The organism is Tritonibacter horizontis, assembly GCF_001518015.1.
Taxonomy (GTDB): Bacteria; Pseudomonadota; Alphaproteobacteria; order Rhodobacterales; family Rhodobacteraceae; genus Epibacterium; species Epibacterium horizontis.
The window spans coordinates 1-18,892 of the sequence record NZ_LPUY01000103.1; the positions used below are offsets into that span (position 1 = coordinate 1).

Annotated in this window: 17 protein-coding genes; 4 read left to right on the forward strand and 13 right to left on the reverse strand. The window is 59.9% G+C overall.

What is annotated here, in order from left to right; all coding sequences use genetic code 11:
* Both TRIHO_RS19675 and TRIHO_RS19680 read right to left on the reverse strand, forming a co-directional pair.
* Positions 1-728 (reverse strand): 4Fe-4S dicluster domain-containing protein (locus tag TRIHO_RS19675; protein WP_131811230.1); only part of this gene is annotated, 728 nt, incomplete at its 3' end.
* Between the two features lie 151 nt (positions 729-879).
* Positions 880-1,764 carry a LysR family transcriptional regulator gene (locus TRIHO_RS19680; protein ID WP_068247876.1) on the reverse strand — a complete coding sequence of 295 codons (885 nt, stop codon included), beginning with the start codon at positions 1,762-1,764 and terminating at the stop codon, positions 880-882.
* 110 nt (positions 1,765-1,874) lie between these two features.
* Between TRIHO_RS19680 and TRIHO_RS19685 the strand changes: the two genes are divergently transcribed.
* Positions 1,875-2,099, forward strand: coding sequence for a hypothetical protein (locus TRIHO_RS19685; protein ID WP_068247878.1), 225 nt, complete (start codon positions 1,875-1,877; stop codon positions 2,097-2,099).
* A 155-nt stretch (positions 2,100-2,254) separates the two neighbouring features.
* Here the strand turns inward: TRIHO_RS19685 and ccoP are convergent, their stop codons facing one another.
* Genes ccoP through ccoN form a run of 4 tightly spaced genes read right to left on the reverse strand, consistent with a single transcriptional unit; the run spans position 2,255 to position 5,681 of the window.
* Positions 2,255-3,124 (reverse strand): cytochrome-c oxidase, cbb3-type subunit III, encoded by an 870-nt coding sequence (ccoP, locus tag TRIHO_RS19690; RefSeq protein WP_068247881.1) that lies wholly within the window; start codon positions 3,122-3,124, stop codon positions 2,255-2,257.
* Positions 3,121-3,318 carry a CcoQ/FixQ family Cbb3-type cytochrome c oxidase assembly chaperone gene (locus TRIHO_RS19695; RefSeq protein ID WP_068247883.1) on the reverse strand — a complete coding sequence of 66 codons (198 nt, stop codon included), beginning with the start codon at positions 3,316-3,318 and terminating at the stop codon, positions 3,121-3,123. The genes ccoP and TRIHO_RS19695 overlap by 4 nt, the downstream gene beginning before the upstream one ends.
* Before the next feature lie 15 nt (positions 3,319-3,333).
* The gene (ccoO, locus tag TRIHO_RS19700) at positions 3,334-4,062 is read right to left on the reverse strand and encodes a cytochrome-c oxidase, cbb3-type subunit II (RefSeq protein WP_068247885.1); all 729 of its coding nucleotides are present in this window, start codon (positions 4,060-4,062) and stop codon (positions 3,334-3,336) included.
* A gap of 14 nt (positions 4,063-4,076) precedes the next feature.
* Positions 4,077-5,681 carry a cytochrome-c oxidase, cbb3-type subunit I gene (gene ccoN / locus TRIHO_RS19705; protein WP_068247943.1) on the reverse strand — a complete coding sequence of 535 codons (1,605 nt, stop codon included), beginning with the start codon at positions 5,679-5,681 and terminating at the stop codon, positions 4,077-4,079.
* Between the two features lie 215 nt (positions 5,682-5,896).
* Here ccoN and TRIHO_RS19710 point away from each other — a divergent pair, with 215 nt between their 5' ends.
* Positions 5,897-6,736: a universal stress protein gene (locus TRIHO_RS19710; protein WP_068247888.1), complete on the forward strand. Its 840-nt coding sequence runs from the start codon at positions 5,897-5,899 to the stop codon at positions 6,734-6,736.
* 78 nt (positions 6,737-6,814) lie between these two features.
* Here the strand turns inward: TRIHO_RS19710 and fnrL are convergent, their stop codons facing one another.
* Positions 6,815-7,555: a transcriptional regulator FnrL gene (gene fnrL / locus TRIHO_RS19715; RefSeq protein ID WP_068247946.1), complete on the reverse strand. Its 741-nt coding sequence runs from the start codon at positions 7,553-7,555 to the stop codon at positions 6,815-6,817.
* 60 nt (positions 7,556-7,615) lie between these two features.
* Between fnrL and hemN the strand changes: the two genes are divergently transcribed.
* Positions 7,616-8,971: an oxygen-independent coproporphyrinogen III oxidase gene (hemN, locus tag TRIHO_RS19720; protein WP_068247891.1), complete on the forward strand. Its 1,356-nt coding sequence runs from the start codon at positions 7,616-7,618 to the stop codon at positions 8,969-8,971.
* 112 nt (positions 8,972-9,083) lie between these two features.
* Here hemN and TRIHO_RS19725 read toward each other — a convergent pair whose 3' ends face one another.
* The 5 genes from TRIHO_RS19725 to TRIHO_RS19745 form a co-directional block, all read right to left on the reverse strand.
* Complete coding sequence (locus TRIHO_RS19725; protein WP_068247895.1) at positions 9,084-10,673, reverse strand: ABC transporter ATP-binding protein; 1,590 nt, start codon at positions 10,671-10,673, stop codon at positions 9,084-9,086.
* The gene (locus TRIHO_RS19730) at positions 10,670-11,776 is read right to left on the reverse strand and encodes an ABC transporter permease (RefSeq protein WP_068247898.1); all 1,107 of its coding nucleotides are present in this window, start codon (positions 11,774-11,776) and stop codon (positions 10,670-10,672) included. The genes TRIHO_RS19725 and TRIHO_RS19730 overlap by 4 nt, the downstream gene beginning before the upstream one ends.
* 3 nt (positions 11,777-11,779) lie before the next feature.
* Positions 11,780-12,868 (reverse strand): microcin C ABC transporter permease YejB, encoded by a 1,089-nt coding sequence (locus TRIHO_RS19735; protein ID WP_068247901.1) that lies wholly within the window; start codon positions 12,866-12,868, stop codon positions 11,780-11,782.
* Between the two features lie 7 nt (positions 12,869-12,875).
* Complete coding sequence (locus TRIHO_RS19740) at positions 12,876-14,825, reverse strand: extracellular solute-binding protein (protein WP_082705231.1); 1,950 nt, start codon at positions 14,823-14,825, stop codon at positions 12,876-12,878.
* A gap of 285 nt (positions 14,826-15,110) precedes the next feature.
* Complete coding sequence (locus TRIHO_RS19745; protein WP_068247904.1) at positions 15,111-15,611, reverse strand: c-type cytochrome; 501 nt, start codon at positions 15,609-15,611, stop codon at positions 15,111-15,113.
* Between the two features lie 120 nt (positions 15,612-15,731).
* Between TRIHO_RS19745 and TRIHO_RS19750 the strand changes: the two genes are divergently transcribed.
* On the forward strand, positions 15,732-16,562 hold the full coding sequence (locus TRIHO_RS19750) for a prephenate dehydratase (protein ID WP_068247907.1): 831 nt from the start codon (positions 15,732-15,734) through the stop codon (positions 16,560-16,562).
* Positions 16,563-16,676: 114 nt separating this feature from the next.
* Here the strand turns inward: TRIHO_RS19750 and TRIHO_RS19755 are convergent, their stop codons facing one another.
* Positions 16,677-18,734, reverse strand: a complete 2,058-nt coding sequence (locus TRIHO_RS19755; RefSeq protein ID WP_068247910.1) for a putative bifunctional diguanylate cyclase/phosphodiesterase — start codon at positions 18,732-18,734, stop codon at positions 16,677-16,679.
* Positions 18,735-18,892 lie beyond the last annotated feature (158 nt).

Consider the following 18,892-nt stretch of genomic DNA (forward strand, 5'->3'; position numbering starts at 1 on the left):
CCCCGCCAGTCGCGATAGCCGACGGTCAGCGTGTCCTCGTCCATCATCGCCGACTGGATGCGGGGCCAGGGGCAGGCATAGATGCAGATCTGTTCCCGCGCAAAACCGCCAAAAACAAAGGTCGTGACGGTCAGGAGGGCCATGGTGATATAGGCGGCGGGGTGCGCCGTCCCCGCCATCAGATCCTGCAGCAGGGTTGGCGCATCGGCGAAATAAAACACCCAGGCCCCGCCGGTGGCAAGGCCAATACCCAGCCAGGCGACCCATTTGGTGATCCGCAGACGCAGCTTGCGCAGGTCCCAACGCCGTTGGCGGTGGAGGCGTAGACGGGCATTTCGGTCGCCCTCGATCCAGCGCTCCACCAGGATAAAGAGATCGGTCCAGACCGTCTGTGGACAGGCATAGCCGCACCAGACCCGACCCAGAGCCGATGTGAAAAGGAACAATCCAAGCCCGGCCATGATCAGGAGGCCCGCGACGAAATAGAACTCATGCGGCCAGATCTCGATCCAGAAGAAATAGAACCGCCGTCCCGCCAGATCGAGCAGCACCGCCTGCGTCGGCAGCTCAGGCCCCCGATCCCAGCGGATCCAAGGCAGCACATAGTAAATGGCCAGCGCACCGGCCATGATGATCCACTTCAGGGTGCGAAACTTTCCCGTGACGCGACGCGGAAATATCGGTTCCCGCGCAGCGTAAAGGCCGGGGGCCTGGCTCGGTCGGCTCAACTGTATCGCTCCGGTGCTGTGACGAATTCGCTGTCACTGTCCCAGACGGTGGCGGCCCTTGCATTGACGTGGATCAAAAAACCACATTCGACATGTGCATTTCGCCAGACCCAGATGGCGAGGCGACCGGCACCGCGTCAGACAGGGGCCATCAGTTGCCGGCCTTCTGGTCGCGCTCGCGCCGCAGCCAGTTCACGAAATGCCGCGCGCCGGGCCGCAGGACGCCGGGGCGGTGGACGATATGATAGCCGCGACCTTCTTCTTCGCAGAACAGCTCTGTCAGGCGGTGGGCCGCAACATCCGACGCCACGAAGGCCCGCACCGAAACCGCCACCCCCTGCCCCGCCCGCAACGCCTCCATCAAGAGGTTGCCAGGCAGGACCACCCGCCCCGCCCGAAGCTGATCGCTGACGCCGCGCGACCGCAGCCAGACAGAAGCCTCATGGGTGCCGATTTCCTCCAGCCATGGCAAATCCAGCAGATCCTCCGGGCGCGAGACCTGCCGACCGTCCAGCAACCCCGGTGCCGCCACCACCACCATGGGGGAGGGAAACAGCATATCCGCCTCCAGCCCCGGCCAGTTGCCATGGCCGTAGCGCAAGGCCACATCAATGCCGCCGGGGGTCATCTGGACCACCTCGCCGGTGGGGTCGATGACCAGATCCACTTCGGGAAAGGCCTGCCGAAACGCGGCAAGGCGCGGCATCAGCCAGTGGGTTGCAAACATCGGCGTGCAGGTCACATGCAGCGGCTGCCCGACGCCGCGCACTGACAAATCCTGAACCGCGCTCCGGATGGCGCCAAATCCCAGCGTCAGGGCCTGCGCCAATTGCTCGCCCTCTGCGGTGAGCGCAAGGGACCGGGCGCTGCGGTCCAGCAGCGGCACCCCCATATGCGCCTCCAAGGCCCGCAGGTGCTGGCTGATGGCGGCATGACTGACGTTCAAAAGCCCCCCCGCCTGCTGCAGCGAGCCGGTTTCCGCAAAGACCGAGAAGGCCCGCAGCGCCGCGAGGGTCGGCATGTCACGCCACTTCATATGTAAGTTCACCTTACATGTTGGATTTCTTCCTGACTCGCATGAAACCAGCGATCAGGCAAGTATGAACACAGATCCAGCCTCTGGATGTCCTGTAGTGGAGAGAGACCATGTTAGTTGATATTTTCGCCCGTACCATGTTGCACGCCACCTCGCACAGTGACCTGCCAGTGCGCCCGCTGCCGCAACCCTATCAGGCGCCGCCGCGCCGCCCCGGTGTTCTGGGTCGTATGATACGCAGCCTTGCCCAAAGCCGACTGCGCGCCAAGGAGACATTGGCGGCCACGCCCGCGACCGGTGCGCCCTGTGGATCCCCCCCGGCGCTGTGCAAATAGGATAGCTGACCCTGCCCGCGCCGCATGAGAGCGGTCCCATCGCATCGACATCACGCCGGCGGACGCGGTCCGCGCGGCTCAATCTACCCCAGCCCCCCAACTGAAAAGGCCGCCCGGATTGGAGCGGCCTTCTTTTTTTGCGGGGTGGAACGGGGTTATTCTCCGCCACCCAACTGGTGGACATAGGCGCTGACCGCACGGATCTCCGCCTCGCTCAGACGGGAATCCCAATTGGGCATCACACCATAGCGCGCGTTCCAGACCGTCTCGTAAAGAGAGTCATAGTCGCCACCATAGAGCCAGATCGCATCTGCAAGGTTCGGCGCCCCCAGCGTGGGATCGCCGCCAGCGGCGTCGCCGTGACATGCAGCGCAATTGTCGACATAGACACCCTGACCCGGCGCGACCTCTTCGGGGGTGCGGGCGGCGCCCGAGAGCGACATCACATAGTTGACCACCTGCGAGATTTCGTCCTTTGCCAAGAGGCCGTCGCGGCCAAATGCGGGCATTTCGGAGTAACGCGCATCCTCGCTGTCCTGGTTGCGGATGCCATAGGAAACGGACGTGTGGATGTCCTCGATCGTGCCGCCCCAAAGCCAGTCGTCGTCCAGAAGGTTGGGATAACCCTTGGCCCCGGCGGCCCCTGATCCATGGCATTGTGCACACCAGGTGCGAAACACCGCCGCACCGGAAGACACCGCATAGCCAGCCAAGTCCGGGTCGTCTGGAATCGCCGCAAGATCAAGCTGTACCAGCCTGGCATTGACCGGCGCGTTCGCGGTGTCGACCGCTGCAATCTCGGCCGCGACTTCGGACCGCGACGACCAGCCCAGAACCCCGCCGGTCGCGGCATTGATCATCGGCCAGGCAGGATAGGCAATTGTGTAGCCGACAGCCCAGAGGATGGTCGCATAGAAGGTCCAAAGCCACCACCGCGGCATCGGGTTGTCAAATTCCTGAATGCCGTCCCATTCGTGGCCGGTTGTTTCAGGGTCGTCCTTGTAGATCTCGACTTTCTTGCTCATGTCCGGGTCTCCGGTTGACCAGCCTGAACCGCCCCCGGTTTTTCGGTATTGCGAAAGGGGATGCTTGCGGTGTCTTCGTAGTATTGCGATGCCCCGGGCCGGAACGCCCAGAGCACAACTCCGGCAAAAAAGACAAAGAGAAACAACAACATCCAGCTATCGGCGAACTGGCGTAGCAGCGAATAGGTTTCCATGGTGTTTTCCTTTGCTCAACGGCTGGCGTCTGGGGTGAAGGTCGAGAAATCGACCAGAGTGCCCAGCATCTGCAGATAGGCGATCAGCGCATCCATTTCCGAAATTCCGGGCTGGCGGTCAAAGTTGCTGATGGTCACGTTCTCGCCGTAGCGCTCCAACAGCCCGTCATAATCGCTGTCGGGATCGGCCTGGGCGCGAAAATCGCGCTGCGCCTGGGCCACCATGTCATCCGTGTATGGCACGCCGACCATCGCATGGGTGGCAAGAAGCGCGCCGATATGATCGCCATCCAGCCGCGTCCGTTCCAGAAAATCATACTTGGGCATCACGGATTCCGGCACCACCGCCTGCGGATCGCGCAAATGGTCCAGATGCCACTCGTCCGAGTACCGTTTTCCGACCCGGGCGAGATCAGGCCCGGTCCGTTTCGACCCCCACTGAAAGGGGTGGTCATACATCGATTCCGCTGCCAGCGAATAATGACCGTAGCGCTCGACCTCGTCACGCATCGGGCGAATCATCTGACTGTGGCACACATAGCAACCCTCGCGGACATAGATGTCGCGCCCCGTCAGTTCGAGCGGGGTATAGGGCCGCATGCCGGCCACCTCTTCGATGGTATTTTCCAGATAGAACAACGGCGCGATCTGGACCAGGCCGCCGATGGTGACGACGAAGAACGAACAGATCAGCAAGAGCGTTGCATTGGTTTCAAGAAACTTGTGCTTGTCGAGAATAGCCATCTCTCCGGCCCTCCTTATTCAGCCGGGACCGCGACGTTCAGGCTGGCCTCTTTGGCCGGTGCCCGACGAACGGTCATCCATAGGTTGTAGCACATGACCAGCGAACCGAAGAGGTAGAGAACCCCGCCCGCGCCCCGCATCACATACATTGGCAGTTTGGCGGCGACCGTGTCGGCAAAGGACCAGACGAGGAAGCCATTGGCGTCGACTTCGCGCCACATCAGACCTTCCATGATACCGGTGACCCACATCGACGCGGCGTAGAGCACGATACCGATAGTCGCGAGCCAGAAGTGCCAGCTGACGAGGCTGAGCGAGTAGAGCCGCTCGCGTTTCCACAGCACAGGGGTCAGGAAGTAGAGGCAACCGAAGGTAATCATGCCATTCCAGCCCAGCGCGCCAGAGTGCACGTGACCGATGGTCCAGTCGGTATAGTGGCTCAGCGCGTTCACCGCGCGGATCGACATCACCGGCCCCTCAAAGGTGGACATGCCGTAAAAGCCGACAGAGATCACCAGCATCCGCAATACCGGGTCCGTGCGCAATTTGTCCCAGGCGCCCGACAGCGTCATCAACCCGTTGATCATGCCCCCCCAACTGGGCATCCACAGCACGATCGAGAACACCATACCAAGGGTCGAAGCCCAATCCGGCAGCGCGGTATAATGCAGGTGGTGGGGTCCCGCCCAGATATAGAGAAAGATCAGCGCCCAGAAATGGATGATCGACAGTTTATAGCTGTAGACCGGGCGCCCCGCCTGCTTTGGAATGAAATAGTACATCATGCCGAGAAAGCCTGCCGTCAGAAAGAACCCAACGGCGTTGTGGCCATACCACCACTGCACCATCGCATCCTGCACGCCCGGCCAGACGATAACGGATTTTGAGCCCCAGATTGACACTGGAATGGTCAGGTTGTTGACCACATGCAACAGCGCCACCGTGACAATAAAGGCCAGATAGAACCAGTTCGCCACATAGATATGGCGTTCCTTGCGGCGGACGATTGTCCCCAGAAACACCGCCAGATAGGCCAGCCAGACAACCGTCAGCCACAGGTCGATGTACCATTCCGGCTCGGCGTATTCCTTCGATTGTGTACCGCCCAGCAGATAACCGGTTGCCGCAAGCACAATGAACAGCTGATACCCCCAGAACACGAACCAGGCGAGGTTGCCCCCCCAGAGCCTTGCGGCGGAGGTGCGCTGCACTACGTAAAAGGAGGTGGCGATCAATGCATTGCCGCCAAAGGCAAAAATCACCGCCGACGTATGAAGCGGGCGCAAACGACCGAAGTTCGCAAGTCCTTCGGACCAATCGAAATTCAACCCAGGAAAGGCAAGTTGAAAGGCGATGAATGTCCCGACAAGAAACCCGGTAACACCCCAAAAGGCGGTGGCGATGACACCGGCACGCACAACGCTGTCAAGATAGGCAGACCGGTCGACCACAACCGCAGGCTCGTCAGTGTTGCGCAGCGTATACAGAAACAATCCGCCCGCCACGCACATCAGGATCCCCGCATGGAACTGATAGGCAAGATCCCTGGCGTAGCTGGCAGCGATCATGAAAAAGATCGTCAGAACGCCAAATCCTGCCAGCTTGAGATAGTTCGACATGTCATGCCCCTCTGAATGATTCATCCGGCTCCAGAGCGGCGAAACTCCGGGCGGGATGTGATTTTCCAGGGCGTTGATGCCAGCGTTCAGGGCGTGCCGCTTTGATCTGCATCAAGATTGCCGAGGCCGCGCTGAGCTAACCTGCAGCCACAAGGGCAGACAGCACTCCCCCTGCCGCCCAAAACCCACCATTCGTTTTCGAAAGGGCTCTGACCATGACCTACAAAAGCATTTTGACGATGCGTACCGCCGTCGAGGGTGGAACAAGCGCGCTTGTGCAGGCTGAAGACATGGCACGCCGCACCGGCGGCCACCTTGATGCGCTCTGCATTGGCGTCGATCGTGCGCGAACGGGCTATTACGATGCCAGTACCGCCGCGATTGCGCTGACCTCGCTGCTGGAAATCGCCCAGACCGAAATGGAAGAGATCACCGCCGACACCAAGACCAGGCTGCAGGCGAGCGACGTGCCCTATGCCGTTATCTCGGCACTGGCACACCAGGGCGAATTGTCCCGCATTGTCGCCCATCACGCCCGGTTCAGCGATCTGGTGGTGATGGACCTGCCCTACCGCGAGGGTCAGGGCACCGAGACCGAAACCATCATCGAAACCGCATTGTTCGACGCCCGCAGTCCGGTCCTGGTGGTGCCAGAGGACAAGTCTCTACCGGCCCGGCCGCAGACCGTGATTGTCGCCTGGGACGAAAGCATCCAGGCGCTCGCGGCCATTCGCAAGTCCTTGCCCTTCCTACAATCGGCAGCGCTGGTCCGCATTGCTGTCATTGACCCCTCCCAACACGGAATAGAACGCTCTGATCCGGGCGGCATGCTGTGCCAGATGCTGGCCCGGCACGGCGTCACCTGCGAGGTGGATGTTCTCAGCAAGACGCTGCCCCGCGTTTCGGACGTGTTGCGCCGCCATGCCACCGATGCAGGGGCCGATCTGATCGTAATGGGTGCCTATGGTCATTCCCGTCTGCGCCAATTGATTTTGGGCGGGACGACCCGGAACATGCTGGAACAGAGCGACCTGCCGGTTCTGCTGGCGCATTGACCTGCAGAAGGGGCGGGTGCGCCGTTTTGGGCAATGTTGGCAGCCAGAGGGGACCGGCGGTCGGAGCCTTCCTCCTGGCTAGCCGACAACACCCCCGTCGGTGTCATCGCCCGCCTCTTCGATCAAAAGCCGCATATCAGGGACTTTGACCCGCCTTTTGCTCTCCAGCACAATGACACCCGATTTTTTCAGGGCTGACATCTGTCGGCTCACTGTTTCCAGCGTCAGGCCGAGGTAATCCGCCATCGCCTCCCGCGTGAGTTTCAGATCAAAGGTGACCTCGCCACTGGCAGCATTTTTGCTGAGCGAAACGTCCCGCTGGGCGAGGATCGCCAGCAAGCTGGCGATCTTTTCCCGGGCTGTTTTACGCCCCAGGACCAACATCCATTCCCGTGCCGCATCCAATTCGTCCAACGTCATTTCCAACAGCCGGTGCGCAATATGCGGCGTTTCCAGCATCAGGTCTTCGAACGGCTTCTTGCGGAAACAACACATGACCACATCCGTGGTGGCAACCACATCATAGGCGGCCCCCTCGCGCCCTGGCCGCCCGACAAAATCGCTCGGCAGCAACAGTCCCACCATCTGTGTGCGCCCGTCCTCCATGGTCTGGGTCAAGGTCGCGATGCCCGTGACCACCGAGCCGACGAAGTTCATCTGATCGCCGGACCAGATAATCGGCTGACCTGCCTCAAAGCTGCGGTAATATTTGATTGTGTCCAACATTTGGAGTTCGTCGGTTTCACAACGAGAACAGACCGCCCGATGCCGGATCGGGCAATCCGAACACTGTAGCGATTGCAGCTGGGGAAGTGTCATACATGCCTCGGGTTGATCTGTGTCAAAGCGAACAGCGGCGTTCATCCGTAGCGTATCCGCATGACACACAAATCTCAATTGGCCCGCTACGGTCTGTTCGACACCAAGGTTCCCCGCTACACCAGTTATCCCGCAACACCGCATTTCCAGGCGGACTGCGGGTCGGACCAGTTCGAACACTGGATCGAAGCCATTGAACCGGGGTCACAGATTTCCCTGTATCTGCACGTCCCTTTCTGCCGAAGGCTGTGTTGGTTTTGTGCCTGCCGGACCCAGGGCACCCGCTCGGACTCCCCCGTGCGCAACTATGTCGATGTGCTGAAACAGGAACTGACCCTGTTGACCCGCCATCTCCCTGCCGGGGTCACCCTGTCGCGCCTGCATTGGGGCGGTGGCACGCCCACGCTTCTGTCGCCAGATCTGATGACCGATCTGGCAGAGAGGATTTTCAAGGTCGCACCCATGGCGCCGGGCGGCGAGTTTTCGGTCGAAATCGACCCCAACGAAATCGACGCGCCTCGTCTGGATGCTCTGGTCCAGGCCGGGCTCACCCGTGCGTCGATTGGCATCCAGGATTTCGATCCGCAGATCCAGAAAACCATTGGACGTATCCAGCCCTATGACCTGACACGGGACGTCGTCGAGATGATCCGTGCCCGCGGCGTTCACAGCCTGAACGCAGACATTCTGTTCGGCCTGCCGCACCAGACCCGCGGCCGGATGATGGACACGGTGCAAAAACTGCTCTCGCTCGCCCCGGATCGGGTCGCCCTTTACGGGTACGCCCATGTCCCCTGGATGGCGCGGCGGCAATCCATGATACCGTCAGATGTCCTGCCCAACCCGCAAGACCGCCTGCAACTCTATGATGCGGCACGGCAATTGTTCCTGTGGGACGGCTACCAAAGCATTGGCATAGACCATTTCGCAGTCCCCCACGACAGGCTGGCGGTTGCCGCGCGCCAGGGTCGATTGCGGCGCAATTTTCAGGGCTATACAGATGACAGCGCAGAGGTCCTGATTGGTCTCGGGGCGTCGTCGATCTCGCGGTTTCCACAGGGCTACGCCCAGAACACGGCCTCGACGTCGACCTATAACAAGACGATCCGATATGAAAAATTTGCCACGGTGCGCGGGCATGTGTTCACGGGAGAGGACCGTCTACGCGGCCGCCTGATCGAGGCGCTGATGTGCGATTTCGCCATTTCGACCAAGGACATTCTGTCCCGCTTCACGATCGAAAAACACCAGCTTGCGGCACTGTTCGACAGCGTACAATCCGCGTTTCCCGGCCTGCTAGAGGTCTCCGAAACCGGCCTTAGAATCAAACCCGAGGCCAAGCCACTGACCCGCGTCATTGCGCGTCACTTTGATCTCTACACCCAGGGCGAGGCTGGTCACAGCTCTGCAATTTGACACCGCGCCGCGCCAGCGGCGCCCGGCCCAACGGGCAAAAGGGGCTGTTTCAGGCCCTTGCGACGGGCGGGAGCGCCCCCCTCCCTGCAAACTCGCGACAACTGCGCCGTGCTCAGATCCGGCCCGTGACAGCCGACAGCAGGCTTTGGGTATAAGCAGCCTTCGGAGCGCGAAAAACCTCTTCTGATGGGCCGCGCTCGACAACCTCCCCCGCCTTCATCACCAGGATCTCATGCGACATTGCGCGCACCACGTTGAGATCATGACTGATAAAGAGATAGGCCAGCCCATGTCGGGCCTGCAAATCGCGCAACAAATCCACGATTTGCACCTGAACGGTCATATCCAGGGCCGAAGTTGGTTCATCCAGAACCACCAGCTTGGGCCGCAGCACCATCGCGCGGGCAATCGCGATGCGTTGCCGCTGACCGCCGGAAAACTCATGCGGATAGCGATCCATCGCTGCGGGGTCCAGCCCCACCTCGACCATGACGTCCGCCACCAGTTCGCGCGGATCGCGGTGCTGGTCCACCTCGTGGATGGACAGCCCTTCGGCGATGATCTGTTGGCAGGTCATTCGCGGGCTGAGCGACCCAAAAGGATCCTGAAACACGATCTGCATATCCTTGCGCAGCCGACGCAGATCGCGGGTGGTGCCCTGCCTCAGGTCTTTGCCCTGAAAGGACAGCTCGCCCTCGGAAGAGATCAGGCGCATCAAGGCCAGCGCCAATGTCGTCTTGCCGGAACCGGACTCGCCAACGATGCCCAGCGTTTCGCCCGCACGGACCGACAGCGACATGGGATTGACAGCTTTCACATGGCCAACGGTGCGCTTGAGCAATCCGCGCTGGATAGGAAACCACACCTTCAGATCACGGGCCGAGACCAGCTCTGCCGCACCTTCGGGCACCGGAGTTGGTCGCCCGGAGGGTTCCGCAGCCAAAAGCTTTCGGGTGTAGTCATGCTGCGGATTGGCAAAAAGAGCCGCCGTCGGCCCTTCCTCGACGATCTCGCCCGCTTTCATCACGCAGACCCGGTCCGCGATCCGTCGCACAATCGACAGATCATGGGTGATGAACAACAGCCCCATGCCTTCGCTTTGCTTCAGCTCAGCCAGCAGATCGAGGATTTGCGCCTGTATGGTCACATCCAGCGCGGTTGTCGGCTCATCCGCAACCAGCACGTCCGGCTTGTTCGCCAAGGCCATGGCAATCATCACCCGCTGGCGCTGCCCGCCTGACAATTGGTGCGGATACGCCCCGAGGCGGCTCTCCGCATCGCGGATACCGACCTTGTTCAACAGATCTATGATACGACGTTTTGCGGTGCCCCCCAGCACCCCCTGGTGCAACGCCAGCGCTTCGCCCAGCTGTTTTTCAATTGTATGCAGGGGGTTGAGCGAGGTCATAGGCTCCTGAAAGATAAAGGAGATGTCATTGCCACGCACCTTGCGCAATTGACGTTCGTCCGCGCCAACCATTTCCTGGCCGTCATAGGTGACAGAGCCGGATACCGTGGCGCTATCGCCCAGAAGCTGCACCGTTGACAGCGCGGACACCGATTTGCCGGAGCCCGACTCCCCGACCAGCGCCACGGTTTCCCCGCGCGCGACAGAAAAGGACACGCCCCGGACCGCCTCGGTGAGCTTGCCATCCTGCCGGAAAGATACGCGCAGGTCTTTGACCTGAAGGATCGGAGTCATGAGAATGTCTTTCTCGGATCAAACGCGTCCCGCACGCCCTCGAAAATGAAGACCAGCAGCGACAACATGATCGCAAAGGTGGAAAACGCGGTGAAGGCGAGCCAGGGCGCCTGCAGGTTCTGTTTCGCCTGCAAGGTCATCTCGCCCAGCGAGGGCGAGGACGACGGCAGACCGAAGCCGAGAAAATCCAGCCCCGCAAGCGTGCTGATGGTGCCGGTGACGATAAAGGGCAGCATGGTCAGCGTTGCAACCATCGCATTGGGCAGCATGTGGCGGAACATGATGGTCATGTCGCCCACCCCCAACGCCCGCGCGGCGCGTACATATTCCAGATTGCGGGCGCGCAGAAACTCCGCCCGCACCACCCCGACAAGCGCCGTCCAGCTGAACAGCACCATGAGAAACACCAGAAGCCAGAACCCCCGCCCCAGGATCGCAAACATGATGATGATGACATAAAGCGTCGGCGTCGCGGACCAGATCTCGATGATCCGCTGGAAAATCAGATCCAGCCAACCACCGAAAAACCCCTGAACGGCGCCGGCAAAAATCCCGATCAGGGTCGAGGCCCCCGTCACGATGAGCGTGAAGACGATCGACAGGCGGAAGCCGTAGATCACCCGCGCCAGCACATCGCGTTTGGTGTCATCGGTGCCAAGCCAGTTCTGCCCATTGGGCGGCAGCGGCGCGGCACCGGGCCGGTCCACCGGCGTGTCGAAACTATAAGGGATCAGCGGCCACAGCGCCCAGCCCTTCTCGAACCCATCGGCCTGATAGGTCCCGGCCGAGATATCGCGCAGGATGCTCTCTGGTTCGTCAAAACAGTCTTCGATGCCGCCACTCGCGATCAGACATTGCACCTCCGGGTCGCGGTAAGCAGCCTCGGTCTGGAAATCCCCGCCGAAATCGGTCTCCGGGTAGAACTTCCAGATCGGAGTGAAATAGTCGCCACGGTAGTTGACGAGGATTGGTTTGTCGTTGGCCAGAACATCAGCAAAGAGCGACAGGCCAAACAGCACCAAAAAGATCCGCAGCGACCAGAGCGCCCTGCGATTGCTGCGAAAGTTGTTCCAGCGTCGCTGGTTGAGCGGAGACAGCGCCATGGGTCAGCCCTCCCTCTTTTCAAAGTCGATCCGCGGATCGACGAGCACATACATGATGTCCGACACAATTCCGACCACCAGCCCCATCAGGCCAAAGATGAACAGGGTGCCGAACACAATCGGATAATCCCGCGCCACCGCCGCCTCGAACCCAAGCCGCCCCAAGCCGTCGAGCGAAAAGATCGTCTCGATAATCAGGCTGCCGGAGAAAAAGATAGAGATAAACACGCCCGGAAAGCCGGCGATCACAATCAGCATCGCATTGCGGAACACATGGCCATAAAGCACCCGGTTTTCGGTCAGCCCCTTGGCCCGCGCCGTCATCACATATTGCTTCTTGATCTCGTCCAGAAACGAGTTCTTGGTCAACAGCGTCAGCGTCGCAAAGGCCGAGATCGTCGAGGCGATGATCGGCAGGGTGATGTGCCAGAAATAATCGCCAATCTTGCCCAGCAGGCTCATCTGCTCCCAATTCTCGGACGTCAGCCCCCGCAGCGGAAAAACCTGCCAGTAAGACCCGCCCGCCAGCAGCACCAGCAGCAGGATGGCGAACAGAAACCCCGGGATCGCATAGGCCGCAATGATCACCGCGCTGGTCCAGCTGTCGAATTTGCTGCCATCGCGCAGCGCCTTTTTGACGCCCAGCGGGATGGAAATCAGATAGGCGATCAGCGTTGACCACAGGCCAAGCGAGATCGACACCGGCATTTTCTCCAGCACCAGGTCGATGACACTGATATTGCGGAAATAACTCTCTCCGAAATCAAGCCGCATGTAGTTCCACAACATGTTGACGAACCGCTGGAGCGGCGGCTTGTCAAAGCCGAACTCGCGTTCCAGCTCCTCTATGAACTCCGGAGGCAGACCGCGTGCACCGGCATATTGGCTCTCTGCCTGTCCCGCCGTTTCCGCCCCGGCGTCATTGGTGGCGCCGGAAAAGCCGCTAAAGACATCCCCGCCGCCTTCCAATCGGGCTATCATCTGCTCGACAGGGCCGCCCGGAACGAATTGCACCAAGGCAAAATTCACCACCATGATGCCGATCAGTGTCGGAATCACCAACAGCAGTCGTCGCAGAATATAATTTAACATCGGGAGGTTACCTCAACGCGCCGGCGTCGCGCAGCGCTTGGGCCTTCTCCTCGTTCGACCACCAGAAATCAAGATAGCCCAAGGCATAGGGCGGAATCTCCTCGGGGTGTTCGTATTGATCGTAGTAAGCCACCCAATGGTCGGGGTTATACCACAGCGGGATCATGATGAATTCATACCGCAACGCACGGTCAAGCGCCTTGAGGCTGGTGACTTCTTCTTCGCGTGTTTCGGCGTGCAACGACGCATCTATGATCGCATCCACCAGCGGCGAGGCCAGGCCGGAGGGGTTGAACAGCGAATATTCCGCCGCCTCAGAGCCGTAATATTGCGCCAATCCCGTGCCGGTGCCCAGGAAGGACGCATATCGGTCCACAACCATGTCATAGTCGCGCGCGCGTTCGCGGCTGGTGTATTGCGCCGTATCGACCACCTCGAAATTCACGTTGATCCCGAGACTGTCGAGGTTTGCCACATAGTTTTCCATCACCGATCGCGTGGTCGGCGAAGAGGACGACGAGAACAGAAAATCCAGGGTGAAGGGCTGGCCATCCGGCCCCACCCGCCGACCATCTTCGCCAACCGGAAAACCGGCATCCTGCAACAAGCTCATCGCCTTGCGTGCATTGCCCCGGTCGAACAGGCGGCCTGCATCAGAGGTCGGCGGCACGTAGACCTCTTCGGTCAGCATCTCTGACGGCACCACATCGCCAAGGTTTTGGAGAAACTCAAGCTCGGCCCCCTCTGGCACGCCCGTCGCCATCAACGGGGTATCCTGGGTAAAGGAACTGCGGCGCTGGAACAGGCCGTAAAGCAGGCTTTCGTTTGACCATTCAAAATTGAACGCCAGCGCCAGCGCCTCCCGCACGCGGGTGTCCTGCAGCTCCGGCGAGGCCAGATTGAAGATGATTCCGGTCGGCGAAGGCGGCGCGCCGTCTGTCAGTTCCTCGCGCACCACATAGCCGTTGTCGACCTTTGGAAAGTCATAGCCGGCGGCCCATTTCTTGCTGTCGCCCTCGGCGCGGAAGGTATATTCGCCCGCCTTGAACGCCTCAAAAGCGGCGGTGTCATCGGCAAAGATTTCCAGCCGGATGGTGTCAAAGTTGTTTCGCCCCACGTTGACCGGCAGATCATTGCCCCAGTAATCCGGGTTGCGTTTCAGCACGATACGGCGGCTCAGGTCGATCTCGTCGATCACATAGGGGCCAGAGCCGGGAGGGCCTTCGATCCAGGTCTCGTTCAGCTTCTGGCCGGTGTCCTCGAACCACTTTTTCGACCAGACCGTAACGCCGCCGACCTGTTCGATCATGCTGCGGCGCGACAGCCCCTCAGCGAAATAGAATTTGATGGTGAGGTCATCCAGAACCTCGACCTTCGGGATCCGCTTGCGCACGGCATCGGCGTAGGATTTCAGACCCTGATCCAACAGCAGGTTGTGGCTAAAGGCGACGTCATGCGCCGTGACCGGCGTCCCATCGGAAAACTTTGCCTCCGGGCGCATGTTGAAAATCACCCAGCTTTTGTCCTCGGGGTATTCGACGCTTTCACAGAGCAAACAGTAGGCCTGACCATAAACATCGGCAGGGACGCTGGCAGTGGGAGCTTCGCTGAGCAGGCTTTCATAGGGGTAGACCGAAAACAGATGCGCGCGGCCTTTGCCGGAATAGGGGTTCATGCTGTCAAGCGTGCCGACAAAGGCGATGGAGATTTCACCCCCTTTCGGCGCGTCCGGATTGACATAGTTGAAATGGCGATAGTCGGCCGGATAGTCGAGGTCACCGTAGTAGGAATAGCCATGGCTCTTTACCATGTTTTCCTCGGCGGAGGAGGCCGCCCAGGTCGAGGCCAGAAGAGCCGCAACAGAGAGCAGCCCGACACCGATAAAAGGTTTGATCCAGAACTGGTCCTCTACGGTGGTGGCCGCCACGGATTCTGCATGCACGCGTCTGTTGGTCATCTGCCTACTCCCCTACCTCTGTGCGACGTCGGTCCCGCCGCGCCTTTGTATTATGTATTCCAAGGTAATTGCCCGACGACCTTATTTTCAAGCCGAGATTACACGCTCGCGCCGAATTGAAACCCCGCGCCACGCCGTATGGTGCAGCGGCAGGCGGCAGAGACCGATTTCAGGTCGCTCGCCTTGGCCGCCGAACTGGCCGACTGGCAGTTACGCGGCACAAAAAAGGCCGCGACATACGTCACGGCCAATCGATGTTTCAAAGTGGATAGGGCCAGTGGCCGATCAATTTCCGACGCTTTCAAGATAGGCGATGAGATCGACCCGATCGCCCACTTTTTTCAGGCCAGGAAAGGACATCGACGTGCCCGGCGCATAGGTCGACGGCTTGAGCAGGAAGGCGCTCAATTCTTCCGGGGTCCAGGTCCCGTCCAGGCTGGCCAGCGTGCTGGAATAGCCAAACCCTGCAACATCCCCCTGTCCGCGACCAACAACACCGTCCAGGTGCGGGCCGGTCCCGTCTTCGCCATTGACCTTGTGGCAGGCAGAGCATTTGCGGAACACCTTGGCACCGTTGTCCACGTTGGCCTCGGCCATCAGCGTTGCAAAATCGACCTCGGGCTCGTCACTTGCAGCACCTGCATCCGCAACTTCGATGACGTAAGACGCCTCGCCGTGTGCATCTACATGGTAAAGTTCCTCAGCAACCCATTTGCCCAGAAGGAACACAAGGAACGCGCCGCAAAAGCCTGCAGTCGCTTTGGTGAGTGTCATCGTGTCAAACATGATAGCGAGTCCATTTCAGCTGTCTTGTTGGCTGTCTAAGGCTTCCCCTCTCAACTGGCAAGGTATAGACACCGCGACTAAACGACCAAATTCCCAAGTTTTTGCAAAGATGACGCAGACATGAGACAAAAAATTGCGATCCAGGGCGAGCTGGGCTCCTACAGCCACGAGGCGTGTCGCGACAAGCGCCCCGATATGGAAGTGCTCCCCTGCAGTGGTTTTGAGGACGCGATCGAGGCCGTTCGCACCGGCGAGGCCGAGCTGGCAATGCTACCGGTCGAGAACACGACCTATGGGCGCGTTGCTGATATTCACCGTCTTTTGCCCCATTCCGGCCTCAAGATCATAGACGAGGCTTTTGTCCGGGTGCACATCAATTTGCTCGCCGTTCCCGGCGCAACGCTGGCCGATATCCGCGACGCCCATTCGCATATGGTATTGTTGCCGCAATGCGCCAGCTTCCTGCGCGCCCATAACATCCGCGGCCGGGTCAGCCCCGACAACGCCCGCGCCGCGCGCGAAGTTGCGGAACGGGGCGATCCAAGCCATGCCGCGCTGGCATCGGAACTGGCCGGCGAGATCTACGGATTGAACGTGCTCGCCCGTCATATCGAAGATCAGGGCAACAACACCACCCGGTTCCTGATCATGTCCCGCGACGCCGACAACAGTCGTCGGGGCGACAATGGCATGATCACCAGTTTTGTGTTTGAAGTCCGCAACATCCCCGCCTCTCTCTACAAAGCGATGGGCGGGTTTGCGACCAATGGCGTCAACATGACAAAACTGGAAAGCTACATGGTCGGTGGCTCTTTCACCGCGACGCAGTTTTATGCCGATATTGATGGCCACCCGGACGATGCCAATGTCCGTCTCGCCATGGACGAGTTGGCGTATTTTACCACCAATGTCGAAATCCTCGGCGTCTATCCCGCAGATCGCAAACGATAGACCACTTCACTGCGCCGCATAGACAGCGTCGCAGTGAAGGTCTGGCGTGCTGCGAACGTTACAGGCCGACGCATCTGGCTTCAGACCGTCATGGCTGTCCGTTTGTCATGGCTATCAGGCCACGCTCTCTGTCCCGTTCAGCGGCGGATTGCAGGCAATCCGGCGCATATCCTCGCGGTTCATCGGCTTGCCGAAGAAATAACCCTGGACCGACGCGCAGCGTTCCCCGCGCAGGAAATGCAGCTCGTCTTCGACCTCGACCCCTTCGGCCAGAACAGGAATATTGAGCGCCGCCCCAAGCAACAGGGTTGACCGGACGATGGCAGCGCGTTGCGCGTCCTTGTGCACGTCCTGAACGAAGCTGCGGTCGATCTTGATCTTGTCGAACGGGAAGGTCTGCAACATAGCCAACGACGAATAACCGGTGCCAAAATCATCCATCGCAATGCGGATGCCTACGGTTTTCAGCTTGTGCATCACCTTCAGCGTATGCGCCTGGTCGTCGATGATGCTGGCCTCGGTGATTTCAAGTTCCAGCCGTGGTGCTGCAAGGCCGGTTTCCATCAGGATGTCCATGACATCTTCGACAAATGACGGCTGCACCAGCTGTTGTGGCGCCACATTGACGGCGATGCTGTAGGGGTGATCCCACTGCGCCGCCTCGCGGCAGGCTTCATGCAGAACCCAGCGACCGATCTCCCGGATCAGACCGGTTTCCTCGGCCACGGGAATGAACTCGACCGGCGACACCCGCCCGCGCGTTGGGTGGTTCCACCTCAGCAGGACCTCGAACCCAACCGGCGCAAGCGATTTCAACTCGTTCTGGAGCTGGTAGTAGAGCTCGAACTCGCTGTTTTCGACCGCGCGACGCAGGTCATAGACCAGTTGTGTCTTATCCTGGCTCCGGCGGTCCATTTCTTCGTTGAACAGACAGATCGGAGAGCTGGGCTCCGATTTGGCCCGGTACATGGCCACATCGGATTTATGCAGCAACTCCTCCGGTTGGCGGCCGTCCTCCAGCGTGGTTGCAACCCCGATCGAGGCGCCAACGCGCAGCGAGATTTCATCCAGGTCTATCGGCTCGATGATCGCGGCATGCAGGCGTTCGGCAAAGGTCAGGACCTCTTCGATGCGTCGGAAATTCTGTTTGATCGCAACAAACTCGTCGCCACCGACCCGTGCGAGGAACTCCCCCTCGCCCTGTTGCGACGCAAGCCGCACGGCCACCCTGCTGAGCACGGCATCCCCGGCGGAGTGCCCATGCAAATCATTGATTTCCTTGAACAGGTTCAGGTCGATGGTCATGATCGCTATGCGGGCTGTTTCGTCCTCACGCAGAAAATCCTGCAGATTTTCCAGCTTGTGGTTCAGCGACATGCGGTTCGGCATGCCCGTCAACGGGTCGTGCAGGGCCGCGTGGTTAAGCTGCTCGCGTGTCTCGCCTTCCATGTTGACCTCGATGCTGGCCGAGGACATGGCGATCAGCAAGATCACAGCCGTCACCGCAAAGATCAGCAGGGCCATGGCGGTGTCGCTGATGGTTTTTGGTGGCACCTCGAAGGACGAATCCAGTCTGATATCAATGGCGCTCATACCGGTGAAATGCATCAGGCAAATCGCGCACACCATAACCAGTGTCGGCCATACCCGGCCAGGCACCCCGCCAAGCCGCATGACAATCAACGCGTAGCTGCCCGCGCCCAGCACGGTGCCGAGCAATACCGAGGACACGACTGTGCCCAGTGACCATTCGATCTCGCCAGGCAACAAATAGGCGCGCATACCCGTGTAATGCATGGCCGCCACCGTCATCCCAAAGACCGCGCCAGCCAGAACCGGCGCAACGTTGTCCCGGGCGAAGGCCAGGCCGAGATTGGCAACAAGCGAGCCTAGAACGGCCACAACAAGCGATACACCGGTCAAAACCGGCTCGTATCCGTGATCATAGCCCGGTTCGTATGCGAGCATTCCGATAAAGTGAGTCGACCAAATCGTCGCACCGGTAATCAGGCTGGCGAGTGGCAGCTGGACCAGGCGCCGTTTGCCTGTCCACTCTGTCAGGCGGGTGGACATATGAACGGACAATGCCGAGCCCACGACGCATATAAATGCTGCGACGGCAACGAGGCCGTAGTGGTGTTCCTGCGTAATGCAGTCCAACAAGCGGTACATTCCGTATTCCCCGGGTCGTGTAATTCTTCGACACAGGGTGACATGATGCTGTTAACAAAGGCGCAATCGCGACATTGATTCCGTTGTGAAAATACTTAGAACTCTAGTGACTTTGCGGAAATTTTTTGACGCACTGCGCCGCTAATGTGCGCAGGTCA